Source organism: Rhizobium sp. BK181, assembly GCF_014193305.1.
GTDB lineage: Bacteria > Pseudomonadota > Alphaproteobacteria > Rhizobiales > Rhizobiaceae > Rhizobium.
Map to the genome: position 1 here is coordinate 293,361 of NZ_JACHZA010000002.1, position 13,912 is coordinate 307,272.

Genomic DNA, 13,912 nt, shown 5'->3' on the forward strand with positions numbered 1-13,912 from the left:
GGTTCGATGCACTATGAAGGAAGCTGCCATTGCGGTAAGATCGAATTTGAAGTGGAGGGGGAGTTGACCTCCGCCCTCGACTGCAATTGCTCACTTTGCCGACGGCGTGGGGGACTGTTGGCCTTCGTGCCGCGCGACAAGTTCACGCTGAAAACGCCGCGCGAGGACCTGTCGACCTATACGTTCAACACGCATACGATCCAGCACCGCTTCTGCGGCACGTGCGGCATCGCTCCCTTCGCGGAAGCGCAAATGCCGAATGGCGCCGAGATGGCCTGCATCAACGTCCGCTGCATTCCCGCGGTCGATCTGGCAAGTCTCGAGATTCAACATTGGGATGGGCAGTCTCACTAAGCTTTGGCGTGGCGCAAACAACTAGCGGCGGGCATGACGAATCTTGGGGCAACTTTGCCGTTCAAGAAGAATGTTGGCCGCTCTTGTCTTCTTGCGGTGACATCCTATCTATGCTTGGCAATCGCTTGAGCGGTTCCGGGCCTGTGGATAAGGCTTTTTCCGGGTTTTCTGAGGCTTTTTTTCTGGAAAAGCTTGACGAGAACAAAAAATATGGGAATCACCGTTCGACTTGGAAAGCGGTGAACTGGGTCAAGGGCGGATCGCACAACCATGGCCGGACATTCGATGACTTTTAAGCTCTGTCGTCCGGCGCCGGCAATCGTGGTTAATCAGGCATTAAATCTCATCCCGTTAGGTGAGAGTTGGTGATTCGAGACGGTCGTTTGCGGCGTATCGGCTGCGTGCGGCCGTTCACTGCGGCGAGTTTGAATAGCGTCAGGAAGGCGACGACATAAATGGCAACCAAGGTCAAAGAGAACGAAGAAGCGGAAGTCGAACGCGACGGCGGCACCGACGGCCCTCTTCTTGATCTTTCCGATGACGCGGTCAAGAAGATGATCAAGGCCGCGAAGAAGCGCGGCTATGTGACGATGGACGAGCTTAACGCCGTCCTGCCGTCCGAAGAGGTAACCTCCGAGCAGATCGAAGACACGATGTCGATGCTGTCGGATATGGGCATCAACGTCATTGAGGACGAAGAAGCCGAGGAAGCCACTGCCAGCAGCGACGACGATGATTCCGGCTCCGACGATGAGAGCGAAGGCGGCGAACTCGCGCCTTCCGGCGGCACCGCCCTTGCTACCGCCAAGAAGAAGGAACCGACCGATCGCACCGACGATCCGGTTCGTATGTATCTGCGCGAAATGGGCTCGGTGGAGCTTCTGTCGCGTGAAGGCGAAATTGCGATCGCCAAGCGTATCGAGGCCGGCCGCGAAACGATGATCGGTGGTCTCTGTGAGAGCCCGCTGACATTCCAGGCGCTGATCATCTGGCGCGACGAACTCAACGAAGGCACGACGCTGCTTCGCGAGATCATCGACCTCGAAACGACCTATTCCGGTCCGGAAGCGAAGGCTGCGCCGCAGTTCCAGAGCCCCGAGAAGATTGAGGCCGACCGCAAGGCGGCCGAAGAGAAGGAAAAGACGCGCCGCGTCCGTTCCGGCGACGACGACATCACCAATGTCGGCGGCGAGGGCCTCCCTCCGGAAGAGGAAGAAGAAGACGAAGACGAGTCCAACCTGTCGCTGGCCGCCATGGAAGCGGAACTGCGCCCGCAGGTCATGGAAACGCTCGACATCATCGCCGAGACCTACAAGAAGCTGCGCAAGCTTCAGGACCAGCAGGTCGAGCAGCGACTTGCCGCCACCGGCACGCTGTCTTCCGCCCAGGAGCGTCGCTACAAGGAGCTCAAGGATGAGCTCATCAAGGCCGTCAAGTCTCTGTCGCTGAACCAGAACCGCATCGACGCCCTCGTCGAGCAGCTCTACGACATCAACAAGCGCCTCGTTCAGAACGAAGGTCGCCTGCTGCGTCTGGCTGAATCCTACGGCGTCAAGCGCGACTCGTTCCTCGAACAGTACCAGGGCGCCGAGCTCGATCCGAACTGGATGAAGTCGATCGGCAATCTGGCGGCACGCGGCTGGAAGGAATTCGCCAAGGGCGAAAACACCACGATCCGCGACATCCGCCAGGAGATCCAGAACCTCGCAACGGAAACCGGTATCTCGATTTCGGAATTCCGCCGCATCGTGCACATGGTGCAGAAGGGCGAGCGCGAGGCGCGCATCGCCAAGAAGGAAATGGTCGAAGCGAACCTTCGCCTCGTCATCTCCATCGCCAAGAAGTACACGAACCGCGGTTTGCAGTTCCTCGACCTCATTCAGGAAGGCAACATCGGCCTGATGAAGGCGGTCGACAAGTTCGAATACCGTCGCGGTTACAAGTTCTCGACCTATGCGACGTGGTGGATTCGTCAGGCGATTACCCGCTCGATTGCCGACCAGGCCCGCACGATCCGTATTCCGGTGCATATGATCGAAACGATTAACAAAATCGTTCGTACGTCGCGCCAGATGCTGCACGAGATCGGCCGCGAGCCGACGCCGGAAGAACTGGCTGAAAAGCTCGCCATGCCGCTCGAAAAGGTCCGCAAGGTCCTGAAGATCGCCAAGGAGCCGATCTCGCTCGAAACGCCTGTTGGTGACGAAGAAGATTCGCACCTCGGCGATTTCATCGAGGACAAGAACGCGCTGCTGCCGATCGACGCCGCCATCCAGGCGAACTTGCGCGAGACGACGACCCGAGTTCTGGCATCGCTGACGCCGCGCGAAGAGCGCGTCCTGCGCATGCGCTTCGGCATCGGCATGAACACCGACCATACGCTTGAGGAAGTCGGCCAGCAGTTCTCGGTCACCCGCGAACGCATCCGTCAGATCGAGGCGAAGGCGCTGCGCAAGCTGAAGCATCCGAGCCGCTCCAGAAAGCTCCGCAGCTTTCTGGACAGCTAAGCTTCCACCTTCGATAAGAAACATCCGAGAGCCGGGCCTTGTGCCCGGCTTTTGCTTTTCGCTGGCTGCGGTGTTCCTTGTTGTCGAATGGGGACAGGAGTAAGGTATCGGCCACGGGGGAAGGGACCGACCACAGCGCATGAGCGAGGGTCGCCATAGCCTGTTGCGAGACCAAGACCCTCCGTCGGGAGGTGCGCAATGACCACTTACATCGTGCTTATCAACTGGACGGATCAAGGCATTCGCAATGTTCGCGACTCGGCAAAGCGCCTGGACGCGGCCAAGAAGCTGCTCGGTGATATGGGTGGCTCGTTCCAGCAGTTCTTCCTGACCTTGGGCGATCACGACATGGTTGCCGTCTGCGATGCGCCTGACGATGCCGTCATGGCGCGCTTCGGTCTGTCGCTCGGGATGGCGGGGAATGTGCGCACCAAGACGTTGAAGGCATTTCCGGAGGCTGCCTATCGCGAGATCATAGGTTCGCTCGGATAGTTCTGCGATTCCTCTTGGAGAGGGCGATTGCTGGCAATCATGTGGACGATGTGCCGTGCGCGCACGGTTGTGCTCGTGTACGTGAGGCTTTTTTGTTTTACGGCTTGATGATGCCTTCTTAAAAGGCCACATCGGTAGCGTGGCGCAGGGCATCGTTAGCAGGCATGCAGCAGGTTTCGACAAAGAAATGGGGAGCATTCGGCTGGGGCATTTTCGCCTCGGTGCTTTTGCACGTTGCCGTCGTCGCCTTCTTCCTCGTGAAGTTGCCTTTGCCTGCTCCTCAGCCGGAAGAAGAAACAGTCAGCGTCGACCTCGTGCCTCCACCGGAGGAAAAGAAACCCGAGGAGAAACCTCCCGAACTGAAGGTACCGGAACAGCCAAAGCCTGAAGAGAAAAAGCCGGAGGAGCCAAAGTCGGAGGAGAAAAAGGCCGAGGAGAAAAAGGCAGAGGAAAAACCGACCGAGAAGTCCCCGGAACCGCCGAAGGAAGAAAAGGCCGAGCAACCGCCTCCGCCGCCACCACCGCCTGAACAGGCAAAGGCGCCGGAAGAAAAGCCGCCCGAAAAGCCGCCCGAAGCCGCCGCAAAGGATGCCCAGTCCAAGGAACCGGCCGGCAAGGGGCAGCCTTTGCCGGTGCTGCGCCCGGTGACGGAATTTGGCGACAAGGATACCGGACCGGAGAAATCGACTGAGGGGGATGCTTCCGTTGCCGGTGTGAAGTCGGATACGCCGAAGCCTTCACCGGAGCCCAAACCGGCGCCCCAGGAGGATCCGGCGCAGCCAGAGGAAACGGCAGAGGCGGCCAAGGCCCCCGAAAGCAAGGAGCCTCCTGCCACCCCGGTTCCGCAGGATATCGAACTGCCGCAGGTCGACCTGGCGGATAGTCATGCCGAGAAGAACGGCCCTGCCGCCGGAGCCGAGAGTGAGGCCAAAACGAGTTTCGACCAGGGAAAGCCGCCCAAAGCAACAAAGCCCGACGCGACCGCGACCGCTCAGGCGGACAAGCCCGTCGAGCTGACGGAGGCGAAGACGCTGTTTTCGCAGAGTATGACGAACGATCCGGTGGCAAGAACCGCCATGGGAGATATGCCACGCGGTGCCCGCGTGGCGGAACTGTGCAGCACGGAGCTTAGGCAGCAGTTGATACACGGATCTCCAGCATATCGACCGGAAATCCTGCCATCCTACAGTCTTAAGAAGGGTACGATCCTTCAAGCCAGCAATGCGTTTCGGGCATCTGGTCGGTGGTATGATGTCAGCTTCCGTTGCGAGGTGGACGACGGGGCGACAAAGGTTAAATCCTTCAGCTTTGCTGTGGGAAATCCCGTTCCGAAGAGCCAGTGGAAGAGTCGTGGGCTTCCAAGCTTCTAGCTACCGGAAAGGCCGCTACAGAACTGGCACCAGTTCGGCACAAGACAGCCGAGATAGCTTTGTCTGATCGCCACATGTCGGTGGCGCGTGAAAGGACAATGAGATGTCGAACGAAATCGAGCGCTTCTTCGAACTTCAGGATGAGGCGACCAAGGCCGCCTTCGTCGAGAACCGTGGCGACGAGCTCACCGACATCCTGGTCGCAGCGCTTGAGGATGTATTTGTGATTCTCGGCGGCGGCGATTCTCTCGAAACAATCCATTGATCCGCCAAGCCGATCAATCGCTGCCGTAACACCCTGAACGGAGCGAATTTTCTTTGCGTTGTTTTGAGCAACCTGGGCTGGCATTATGCGGCATCACGTCCGGAGCGAACGCATGGCCCGCAGTCAGTTTCGCATGTTCAAGTCAGCAATTTCCGGTGTCGAGGCCGTGGCTGCTGATAGCAGCCAGAGTTTTGCACGGCACACGCACGAGCAGTTTGGCATCGGGCTGGTCTCGTCGGGCGCACAGAAATCTCTGAGCGGACGGGGGATGGTCGAGGCGGGTGCCGGCGATATCATCACCGTCAATCCGAACGAAGTGCATGATGGCATGCCGATCGGCGAGGGGAGATCCTGGCGAATCCTCTACTTCGATCCTGAGATAGTCGCGACCAACGTGTCCGATATCACGGAGGGACGGCGATCTGCTGTCGAGATAGAACACCCTGTACTGCACGACAAAACGATCGCCGCGCAGTTCGAGGCGGCGTTTGCACTCGTGGTAAGTACAGGCGAGCATCGGCTACAGCGGGAGGAAGCTCTTCTCGTACTCATCGCGCATGTGATGTCGGAGGCCGTCGCAAATGATGCGCAGGCGGCGCCGCGGGCCATCCGGATCGCGCAGGAGATAATTGACTGCGATCCGACTGCGGCTATTTCTCTGTCCGATTTGGCCCGCGCCAGCCAGCTCAGCCGGTTCCAGGTGCTGCGTGGTTTTGCCAAGGCGACCGGCATGACGCCACATGCCTATCTCGTCCAGCGCCGCATCCATCTTGCCCGGCGTCTGATCGCCGGCGGCGTAGCGTTGGCGGAGGCGGCCCTTGCCAGCGGCTTTGCCGACCAAAGCCACATGACTCGCGTTTTCGTCCGGAAGTACGGGGTCTCTCCGCGCACCTATGCCAACGCCGTCGCATGACTGCACTGCAATTTCATACAAGATCGCCCGGCGGTTTTCGTCTTTCTTCTGCGCAAACAGGAGAGGGTGATGCAGCGACACTTGCAGGGTTATGTCTATCTGACGTTGGCGATGATGACGGTTGGCAGCACCGTCGTTGCAAGCCGCGTCATTGCGTCAGGCATGCCGCCGTTCACAGCGACGGCCCTTCGCTTCGCCGTTGCTTTCCCGTTCTTTTTGCTGTTGATGCGCCTGACCGGAATGCGCCTACCAAGCCTACCGTCTCGCGATTGGATCATCCTCCTCGTTCAGGCTGGTGCGGGCAGCGTTGGCTACACGACCCTGCTGATTTCGGGCCTGAGGTTGACTGCTGCCGCCGACGCCGGCGTCATCATCGGAACGCTGCCTGTGGCCGCCGGGGCGCTTTCCATTCTCGTCCTGCGTGAGAGGCCACATTCGTCGATGGTGCTGGCGATTGCGTTGGCGACGGCAGGTGTTCTCTTTATCGCCATTTCGCCCGATGCTGGAGAGGGATCGCTGTCTGGCAATATGTTGGTATTCGGTGCCGTCATCTGCGAAAGCCTATTCATTCTCCTCAACAAGAAGCTCAGCACAAAGATTCCGGCGCTGACGCAGTCGGCGGTGATGACGGGACTTGGATTTATTGTGGCGATGGTCGCGGCCTTGGTGACGGAGGGCGTTCCGGGCGAATTTCCCGCGGGCGCAATGTGGGCGGTGATCTATTACGCGCTTGTGCCGACCGTTGCCGGCTTTGTTCTCTGGTACGCGGGAGCGGAGCGTGTCAGCGGAATTGAAGCTTCGCTTTTCACGGCAGTCGCACCGGTCTCCGCGCTCTTGATGGCATTCGTCCTGCTCGGTGAGCCTTTGCATTTCCGTCAGATCGCCGGCGTTGCCTGCGTGCTCGCGGCAGTCCTGGGCCTTGGCTTGTTTCGGCGGCGCGAGATGAAGGCAGAATAGCAATGCGGTGCTACGGCATTATCAATGCTGGAAGAGAGCGCGATAATCCCGTGGGGTCATGCCTTTCAGCGCTCGGAACTGCCTGTTGAAGTTCGCGAGCGAGCCATAGCCGGCCGCGTCGGCGACAACAGCGATGGGCTGCCTCGCGCCCGACAGGCGAGCGCAGGCATCGCCAATCCTGATATGGATGAGGTAGTCGGAAATCGTCTTGCCCGTGTGTTTGAGGAAGAGCCGATGGAGCCCGGAAAGGCTGAGGGCCGCGATATCGGCGAGTTCGGCAAGAGCGATGGGCCTGCCATAATTCATGTGAATGTGGTTCAGCAGCCGATCGATCCGCTCGCGATTCTCGCCGGCTGTTTCGCGCGGCGGCGATGTCGTTGCCAACGGCTGCGATGATGTATCCCCGGATAGTTGGTGCAGAATAGCGAGCAGGGTGAAGAGGCGTTCGGTCGGTGCAGCAACAAACAGGCTTTCGTACAGCGGACGAATCGCGATTGCGGCGCCGCAGCTGAACTGGAGCCCCCGATCGGCGCGGGCAAGCATGGCCTCGATGGCGCGGAGCTCGACAGAGGTCTGCGCCAGCCGTTGTGTCCAATCGGGATGAAACCACGTAACGAGTGCTACATGCGGCTCGGATGGAGCGATCTTCTCCCGCGAGGACCATGTGTGTGGCAGGTTCGGACCAACCAGCACGAGGTCACCATCGTCATACTCCCCGACGTGATCGCCAATGAAGCGCTGGCCTCGCGAGTTCAGCGTCAGGGTCAATTCGAACTCGGGATGATGATGCCACTGGAAGGGAATGGAATCGTCCAGACGCCTGTTCAGGCGGCTAAGAGAGCTCTCCGGTTCTTGTATCAGTTTTTCGAGATATGGCCTCATCCGGCGCCCGCATTTTTGATGACGCCAGAATAGTATCAGTATTTGCCAAGCCGCGACAACATCCGACTATCTGGCTTGGTATTCTTCGTCATCACCTGTGGAACAGGGATTGGCTCGATGGAGGATAAATATGCAGCAGTCACTCAAGCGGGACGCGCACCCGACAACGTCAACGACGACGACGCAACTGAAGGATATCAAGAAGACGTTGCCGCTTCGCGTGCTATCGGAGGCGGACTGGCAACATTGGATTACGAAAGGTTATGTCATCGTTCGCCAGGCCGTCCCTGCGGCGAATGTCGAGCGGCTTGTCGAAGTGCTCTGGCGCTTTGACGAGAAGGACCCGAACGACGCATCCACCTGGTATGCGCCGCAGCGCCGTGAGCACAAGATGAAAGAGCTCAACAACACCGGCATGCTCGAAATCTACAATCACCAGGCGCTGTGGGATAACCGTATGGAGCCGCGCGTCTACGGCGCCTTCGTCGATATCTGGGACCGGGAAGATCTGTGGGTGACCATCGATCGCGCCAATCTCAATCCGCCAAAGAAAGTCAAAGGTAATCCGAACGGCTTCATTCATTGGGACGTCGACACCTCGATCCGGCCGTTGCCGATCGGCGTGCAGGGCGTGCTCAGCCTGAAGAAGCAGGATGGCGATGTCGGTGGGTTCCAGTGTGTTCCAGAGCTCTTTCAGCATTTCGAGGAATGGGAGAAGACGCAGCCGGCAGACCGCGACCCCATGCACCCTGATATGACCGGACTGTCGATCGTCAATATCGACATGGAGCCGGGAGATTTGCTGATCTTCAATTCGCTGCTCGCGCATGGCGTGCGACCGAACCACTCGACCGATCGAGTCCGGATGGCTCAATATATCTCGATGCATCCCGCAGAGTACGACGATGTCGGCGAGCGGGAGGAGCGCATCCGCCTGTGGCGCGAACGTGACCACCCTAAGCGTGACGCCTTCCCCGGTGATCCGCGCGAATGGGAGAGATACAATACGGCGACGGCAGAGCTTTCGCCGCTTGGACGCAAGCTGCTAGGGCTAGAACGCTGGTAGTTCCGAAATACGCGGAAGCCGCGCGCGGCTCCTGCAATTTGATACAGCGGCTCCTATATCTGGTCTCTGGCCGAAAGGAGCTGCTGATGTCCGCACACCCCATGAAAGTCCCAGGTCCCGATCACCCGATTACCGTCAGGCCTAATCCAGCCCGCGTCGTCGTGAAGCTGCGTGGGCAGGTTATTGCCGATAGCCGCAAAGCCTTAACACTGAAGGAAGCCTCTTATCCTGCCGTGCTGTACGTACCGCGTGCCGATGTCGACATGGCGCTTCTCACTCGAAGTGATCACCACACCTATTGCCCCTACAAGGGGGAGGCATCGTATTTCAACATCATGATGGGTGAAGAAGATTTCGCGAATGCGATCTGGACCTATGAAAGTCCGTACGCGGCGGTCAGCGAGATCAAGGATCATCTCGCCTTCTATCCCGATCGGGTCGATTCAATCGAGGAGTTGCCGGGCTGATACCGCCGAAGTGCGGTGGCATGCTTGGGAGGAGAAAAACAAGGACGGTCCGGCAGGGAAACCGGACCAGTCCCCGTAACTGATCGGAGGTCAATCGGATCAGAAAACGCGATACACACGGCGCCCAAGGTTGATCCGGGGCGCCGGGATTTTTGGATTAGAACGCGCGCTGCAGGCGGAAGAAGCCCTTCGTCACTTCGTCAGCGTCATCCGGGTCGGTATAGTCGACAGTCGCCTTGGCATAGAGGTTGTCTACGATCTGGTAGTCGACGGTGATGCCGACCTTCCATGCGTCGCCCAGGCCGTCGAACGAGTCGCCGTGGAAGGTGTCGAGATCAGGGACGTAGTTGCCGAAGTACTGGGCCATCGGGGTGATGGTCCACTTGTCGGTCGCCTTGATCGCGTATTCAGCGGCAACGGTCCATTCCGACTGAGAGTAGTAGGAGTTCGGACCAGACGCGTAGACAGCCGCCAGGCCTAGCGTGCCCGGACCGATGTCGGCGAAGATCATGCCGCGGACAGCACCTTCTTCGTTGTCGGTGTCGTAACCGCCGATGAGCTGATAGCTGACCACGCCAGCCTTGCCGCCGATGCCGAGGGCAACGCCGACGTTGTTCGGGTTCTCACCGTCCTTGTAGTAGCCGTCCTCCAGCTCGTCTACGCTGATGCCGGCGTAGAAGTCGCCGTTTTCATACTGGTAGCGGATGGAGTTGTGCAGGGTTTCGAAGCTCGACAGAACGTCAGGCTCGCCCGAAAGATCGTCATCCCACCAGCTGTAGAACAGACCAGCGCGGAAGCCGGCGATGTCGATGTAGGCCGAGTCCAGGGTCGAGTTGGTCGACGTGTTGTCGCCGTTGTTGCGGAGAACGATTACGCCGGTGAGCGGACCGTATTCCGTGTCGCTCTTGGCGGTGAACTGAACCTGAGCGCGCGTACGGGCGTTCCAGTCCGAGGTACCCTTCTGATCCGGGCCGCCGTAAACTTCAAAACGCAGGTAACCGCTGACCTTGAGGCAGGTTTCGGTGCCCGGGATGTAGAAGTAACCTGTGCCGTACGCGTCGCAGACGCGGACGTATTCAACCGGCTCGGGTTCAGCTGCGACGATTGCATCAGCAGCGAAGACCGGCGTGGACGCAGCAGCAAACGCTGCGGCGGAGGTCAACAAAGCCATCCGTATGTTCATTTGAAATCCATTTCCTTTTCGACTGAACAGCCGCCATGGGAGATGGGGCCGTTCCGATAGTTTGCCTTTCGGCTGGCGGATCAGCGAACCGCTGAAGCCTTAATTTCATCCTTGATTAAATCTATCAATTCTCCCGGTATCAAAATGCCTCCTTGTGACGGCTCTTTGGTATTCTGTGTGGTTTTTATGTAACAATATCAAATACATAGGCGAAAAATCACACTGCACCGCAGTGCTGCGGGCATTGGGACGGCTAAGACTGTTTTCGGAGGCTCATAAGGAGCGCGTCTGGCGCCACCATTGCAATGGCGCCAAAGGAAATCTCCCCGCAGATAATCCCGCCATTCTCCCAATTGAAGGGCAGGGATTGGAACGCAGTGTTCCAAATTTGGAACGAAAACTTCTGTAGGGCGGTTGGCATTACCCGCCGCGAGCGGTAATCGGTAGCGATCGCAGGCCTATCGCTTTATGGAAAGAGGTTCCCCGATGCTCAACGCAGAGGGTGTTTTTCAGGATCTGAACGATTTCGTCTATTTTGCCGCAGTTGTTCGCCACAACGGTTTCTCCGCCGCGGGGCGGGTACTCAGCATGCCGAAATCCAAGCTCAGCCGGCACATCACTGCGCTCGAGACGCGGCTTGGAGTCAGGCTGCTGGAGCGGACAGTCAATCGGTTCCGGGTGACGGAAGTCGGGCGCGCTTTTTACAATCACTGTGAAAATATGCTGCGTGAAGCGGATCGAGCGGCGAAGGCGATCAACGATGCCACGGGAGAGCCGCAGGGACAGATCCGCATAAGTGTGCCACACGGATTGCTGGATGGTTCGCTTGGCACCATGATCCCGGAGTTTCTCAATCGATACCCCAAGGTTCAGCTGCAGATACTCACAACGGATCGACGGGTCGATATCATCGACGAGCGCCTCGACCTTGCTGTTCGCGCACAATTGACCGAGGAGACCGATTCTGAGCTGACGATGCGTGTGCTTAGCAAGGTGGATCTGATCCTTGTCGCGAACCAGAAGGTTGCAAGCTCGCTGCCGTCGATCGAAGGCATCGACTGTCTCGTCGATGCGCCAACGGTATCGTTTGCCGGACCGCTCACGGAATGGCAGGACTTGGATATATGGGAATTCACTGGACCCGACGGCACCCGGTACCGGCACCAGCACAAACCGCGCATGAGCTGCCGCAGCGTCTCCGCAGTGCTTGAGGCTATCTATGCCGGCGTAGGGGTCGGGCTCTTGCCAGACCACATTTGCGCCGAAGGAATACGCGACGGCCGGCTGGTTCGCCTTCTGCCAGATCATCAGATGTCCCAGGCGACGATCTATCTCGTCTTCACTGCATCGCGAGGACTGCCGACGGCTGTTCGGGCGCTCGTGGACTTTCTCGTGGAACAATTTCGCACGCTGCGCGTCACCACGCAGTGCCAGGAAGCCGAGATGCAAGCGCAATTGAAGGATCGGATGCCGCTTGTCGCGCTATCCGGACGTCAACCCGCATAGGCCTCGTCGAGCGTCGCGACATCGATCTTCACCATCTGCATCATCGCGGCCTGCACGCGCATGGCTTTTTCGCTGTCCGCATCGTTGAGATAGCGCATCAGCGCATCGGGGATGATCTGCCAGGAGACGCCGAAGCGGTCCTTCAGCCAGCCGCACTGCTGCGGCTTGCCGCCATCGAGGAGCCTTTCCCAGTAGTAGTCGACCTCGGCTTGGTCCTTGCAGCGGACGAAGAATGAGATGGCTTCGGTGAACTTGAACTGAGGGCCGCCGTTCAGTCCCATGAACTGCTGGCCCTCCAGTTCGAACGTGGCGGCGAATGCCCTTCCATCCGGGCCTCGCTTCACCTGCGGATCCACGGTGCTCTTGAATACCGCGCTATAGAAGCTGATGGCTTCATCGAGCTGGTTGTCGAACCAAAGGAAAGGCGTGATCTTCTGCATCGGTTGTCCTCCTGGGCGTTTAATCTGTGGCAAGGACGCCAAAAGAGGAGAGCTGTCGACAATCGAAGGCGAATTATTCCCGATGGGAAGTTCGACGCAAATCCTTGCCTGTCGTCGATCCTGCCTAGTTCTAATTCGAAGAGGGATGTCGGTCCAAGCCAACTCCGTTCGTCCTTGGACGTGCAACAACGCAAAGGGAGTAAAACATGTCCTATGTCGATGGGTTCGTCGTGGCCGTGCCACAGAAGAACATCGAGGCCTACAAAGCCTTTTCCGCCACAACCGGCGCTGTCTGGAAGGCCCATGGTGCCAAGGAATATGTGGAATGCATCGCCGACGATGTCCCCTATGGTGAACTGACCTCGTTTCCCCGGGCGGTTCAGGCGGCCGACGATGAGGTCGTGGTCTTTTCCTGGATCGTTTACGGCTCACGCCAGGAGCGAGATGAAATCATGACGAAGGTGATGGCAGACCCCCGTCTGCAAGGCGACGAGTGGAAGTCGATCTTCGACGGCAAGCGCATGATCTTCGGCGGATTTGTTCCCTTCCTGCAGCTTTGAGCGGCGCGGGAAACCTGTATTGACGTGAGGGCAGCGCGACGCCACGTCTCATAAGAGAGACGCAAGCGGAATCGTGGCTATGGCCCAGAAGATCATCAGCATTTCCACAAGAGGCCAGGGCCTTTACGAATTTACTGCGGAAGCGGCGTCCTTCGTTCGCGCTAACGGTGCGGCCGAAGGGCTGCTGACCGTTTTCGTGCGCCATACGTCTTGCTCTTTGCTCATCCAGGAAAATGCGGATCCGGACGTTCGGACAGACCTCGATGCGTTCTTCCGCCGATTGGTGCCGCCGAGCAGCGACCCGTCGATGCGTTGGATCGTTCATACGACCGAGGGACCCGACGATATGCCCGCGCATATCAAGGCCGCCTTGACCCAGGTTTCGATCGGTATTCCTGTTATCGGCGGTCGGTTGGCACTCGGCACCTGGCAGGGGATTTACCTGTTCGAACATCGCGACAGACCGCATCGACGCGAGATCGTGCTGCATCTGAGCGCCTGAACCGGAACTGAACGGACGGTTCGAAGATCATTCATTTTCAGATAGTTATGGTCTGCACAATCCCAAACGGGAGATGCAAAAAAGAGCGTTTAGAGAGTAGTATGATGACCCATTTTCTCGCCAAGGCTTCGTTTGCGGCCCTTATCGCATTGGCTTCAATTCCTTTCACGGCACCGAACGCCTCGGCTTCCGAATGGGGACGTCCGCCGGTCGCCAGTGTCCAATATCGTCCCGTCTACGCCTGCTCGCCCGTGCAGGCAGTTCAGAAGGCGCGCTGGGCAGGGGTGCGCTATGCCCGCGTCACCAATGTCACTCCGCGCCGGGTTGTCGTCTCCGGCCGGAATTACCGGGGCTGGGACCAGATGGTGTTCGCCAACGTTCGTGGTTGCCCGCTGATCCGCCGCTAAATCGCTTCGTCCACAATGGTGCCCCCGGCTTGCCTTGGCGA

General features: G+C 58.7%; 17 protein-coding genes. 14 read left to right on the forward strand and 3 right to left on the reverse strand.

All coding sequences use genetic code 11. From position 1 onward, the window contains the following. Nucleotides 1-6: 6 nt before the first annotated feature. The 8 genes from FHT77_RS08860 (at nt 7) to FHT77_RS08895 (ending at nt 6,858) form a co-directional block, all read left to right on the forward strand. Nucleotides 7-354, forward strand: coding sequence for a GFA family protein (locus FHT77_RS08860; protein ID WP_183754387.1), 348 nt, complete (start codon nt 7-9; stop codon nt 352-354). Continuing rightward, complete coding sequence (locus FHT77_RS08865) at nt 333-650, forward strand: hypothetical protein (protein ID WP_141652322.1); 318 nt, start codon at nt 333-335, stop codon at nt 648-650. The genes FHT77_RS08860 and FHT77_RS08865 overlap by 22 nt, the downstream gene beginning before the upstream one ends. A gap of 159 nt (nt 651-809) precedes the next feature. Continuing rightward, nucleotides 810-2,861 carry an RNA polymerase sigma factor RpoD gene (gene rpoD / locus FHT77_RS08870; protein WP_016554629.1) on the forward strand — a complete coding sequence of 684 codons (2,052 nt, stop codon included), beginning with the start codon at nt 810-812 and terminating at the stop codon, nt 2,859-2,861. Nucleotides 2,862-3,059: 198 nt separating this feature from the next. Next, nucleotides 3,060-3,353: a GYD domain-containing protein gene (locus FHT77_RS08875; protein ID WP_016554628.1), complete on the forward strand. Its 294-nt coding sequence runs from the start codon at nt 3,060-3,062 to the stop codon at nt 3,351-3,353. Between the two features lie 164 nt (nt 3,354-3,517). Further along, nucleotides 3,518-4,723, forward strand: a complete 1,206-nt coding sequence (locus FHT77_RS08880) for a DUF930 domain-containing protein (protein WP_183754389.1) — start codon at nt 3,518-3,520, stop codon at nt 4,721-4,723. Between the two features lie 103 nt (nt 4,724-4,826). Next, complete coding sequence (locus FHT77_RS08885) at nt 4,827-4,988, forward strand: hypothetical protein (RefSeq protein ID WP_016554626.1); 162 nt, start codon at nt 4,827-4,829, stop codon at nt 4,986-4,988. Nucleotides 4,989-5,100: 112 nt separating this feature from the next. Continuing rightward, a complete protein-coding gene (locus FHT77_RS08890; protein WP_183754391.1) occupies nt 5,101-5,901 on the forward strand; it encodes an AraC family transcriptional regulator in 801 nt (266 codons plus the stop codon). Nucleotides 5,902-5,970: 69 nt separating this feature from the next. Continuing rightward, the gene (locus FHT77_RS08895) at nt 5,971-6,858 is read left to right on the forward strand and encodes a DMT family transporter (protein WP_183754393.1); all 888 of its coding nucleotides are present in this window, start codon (nt 5,971-5,973) and stop codon (nt 6,856-6,858) included. Between the two features lie 21 nt (nt 6,859-6,879). Here FHT77_RS08895 and FHT77_RS08900 read toward each other — a convergent pair whose 3' ends face one another. Next, nucleotides 6,880-7,740 carry an AraC family transcriptional regulator gene (locus FHT77_RS08900; protein WP_183754395.1) on the reverse strand — a complete coding sequence of 287 codons (861 nt, stop codon included), beginning with the start codon at nt 7,738-7,740 and terminating at the stop codon, nt 6,880-6,882. Between the two features lie 130 nt (nt 7,741-7,870). Between FHT77_RS08900 and FHT77_RS08905 the strand changes: the two genes are divergently transcribed. Beyond that, complete coding sequence (locus tag FHT77_RS08905; protein ID WP_183754397.1) at nt 7,871-8,806, forward strand: phytanoyl-CoA dioxygenase family protein; 936 nt, start codon at nt 7,871-7,873, stop codon at nt 8,804-8,806. 86 nt (nt 8,807-8,892) lie between these two features. Further along, nucleotides 8,893-9,273, forward strand: a complete 381-nt coding sequence (locus FHT77_RS08910) for a DUF427 domain-containing protein (protein WP_183754399.1) — start codon at nt 8,893-8,895, stop codon at nt 9,271-9,273. A gap of 157 nt (nt 9,274-9,430) precedes the next feature. Here FHT77_RS08910 and FHT77_RS08915 read toward each other — a convergent pair whose 3' ends face one another. Then, nucleotides 9,431-10,456 carry a porin gene (locus FHT77_RS08915; RefSeq protein ID WP_183754401.1) on the reverse strand — a complete coding sequence of 342 codons (1,026 nt, stop codon included), beginning with the start codon at nt 10,454-10,456 and terminating at the stop codon, nt 9,431-9,433. 486 nt (nt 10,457-10,942) lie between these two features. On the opposite strand from FHT77_RS08915, the gene FHT77_RS08920 reads away from it, so the two are divergent. Beyond that, the gene (locus tag FHT77_RS08920) at nt 10,943-11,962 is read left to right on the forward strand and encodes a LysR substrate-binding domain-containing protein (protein ID WP_183754403.1); all 1,020 of its coding nucleotides are present in this window, start codon (nt 10,943-10,945) and stop codon (nt 11,960-11,962) included. Here FHT77_RS08920 and FHT77_RS08925 read toward each other — a convergent pair. Further along, complete coding sequence (locus FHT77_RS08925) at nt 11,950-12,402, reverse strand: VOC family protein (protein WP_183754405.1); 453 nt, start codon at nt 12,400-12,402, stop codon at nt 11,950-11,952. The genes FHT77_RS08920 and FHT77_RS08925 overlap by 13 nt on opposite strands. 206 nt (nt 12,403-12,608) lie before the next feature. On the opposite strand from FHT77_RS08925, the gene FHT77_RS08930 reads away from it, so the two are divergent. From FHT77_RS08930 to FHT77_RS08940, 3 genes are all read left to right on the forward strand, one after another. Then, a complete protein-coding gene (locus FHT77_RS08930) occupies nt 12,609-12,962 on the forward strand; it encodes a DUF1428 domain-containing protein (protein WP_016554617.1) in 354 nt (117 codons plus the stop codon). A gap of 79 nt (nt 12,963-13,041) precedes the next feature. After that, a complete protein-coding gene (locus FHT77_RS08935) occupies nt 13,042-13,464 on the forward strand; it encodes a secondary thiamine-phosphate synthase enzyme YjbQ (RefSeq protein WP_183754406.1) in 423 nt (140 codons plus the stop codon). A 104-nt stretch (nt 13,465-13,568) separates the two neighbouring features. Next, entirely contained in the window at nt 13,569-13,871 is a 303-nt protein-coding gene (locus FHT77_RS08940; RefSeq protein WP_183754784.1) for a hypothetical protein, read from the forward strand. The last annotated feature ends 41 nt before the right edge of the window (nt 13,872-13,912 follow it).

Bases quoted from the DNA above. Each gene is read 5' to 3' on its own strand.
- FHT77_RS08860 (WP_183754387.1), top strand. From the start codon at position 7: ATGCACTATGAAGGAAGCTGCCATTGCGGTAAGATCGAATTTGAAGTG.
- rpoD (WP_016554629.1), top strand. From the start codon at position 810: ATGGCAACCAAGGTCAAAGAGAACGAAGAAGCGGAAGTCGAACGCGAC.
- FHT77_RS08875 (WP_016554628.1), top strand. From the start codon at position 3,060: ATGACCACTTACATCGTGCTTATCAACTGGACGGATCAAGGCATTCGC.
- FHT77_RS08880 (WP_183754389.1), top strand. From the start codon at position 3,518: ATGCAGCAGGTTTCGACAAAGAAATGGGGAGCATTCGGCTGGGGCATT.
- FHT77_RS08885 (WP_016554626.1), top strand. From the start codon at position 4,827: ATGTCGAACGAAATCGAGCGCTTCTTCGAACTTCAGGATGAGGCGACC.
- FHT77_RS08890 (WP_183754391.1), top strand. From the start codon at position 5,101: ATGGCCCGCAGTCAGTTTCGCATGTTCAAGTCAGCAATTTCCGGTGTC.
- FHT77_RS08895 (WP_183754393.1), top strand. From the start codon at position 5,971: ATGCAGCGACACTTGCAGGGTTATGTCTATCTGACGTTGGCGATGATG.
- FHT77_RS08900 (WP_183754395.1), bottom strand. From the start codon at position 7,740: ATGAGGCCATATCTCGAAAAACTGATACAAGAACCGGAGAGCTCTCTT.
- FHT77_RS08905 (WP_183754397.1), top strand. From the start codon at position 7,871: ATGCAGCAGTCACTCAAGCGGGACGCGCACCCGACAACGTCAACGACG.
- FHT77_RS08910 (WP_183754399.1), top strand. From the start codon at position 8,893: ATGTCCGCACACCCCATGAAAGTCCCAGGTCCCGATCACCCGATTACC.
- FHT77_RS08915 (WP_183754401.1), bottom strand. From the start codon at position 10,456: ATGAACATACGGATGGCTTTGTTGACCTCCGCCGCAGCGTTTGCTGCT.
- FHT77_RS08920 (WP_183754403.1), top strand. From the start codon at position 10,943: ATGCTCAACGCAGAGGGTGTTTTTCAGGATCTGAACGATTTCGTCTAT.
- FHT77_RS08925 (WP_183754405.1), bottom strand. From the start codon at position 12,402: ATGCAGAAGATCACGCCTTTCCTTTGGTTCGACAACCAGCTCGATGAA.
- FHT77_RS08930 (WP_016554617.1), top strand. From the start codon at position 12,609: ATGTCCTATGTCGATGGGTTCGTCGTGGCCGTGCCACAGAAGAACATC.
- FHT77_RS08935 (WP_183754406.1), top strand. From the start codon at position 13,042: ATGGCCCAGAAGATCATCAGCATTTCCACAAGAGGCCAGGGCCTTTAC.
- FHT77_RS08940 (WP_183754784.1), top strand. From the start codon at position 13,569: ATGACCCATTTTCTCGCCAAGGCTTCGTTTGCGGCCCTTATCGCATTG.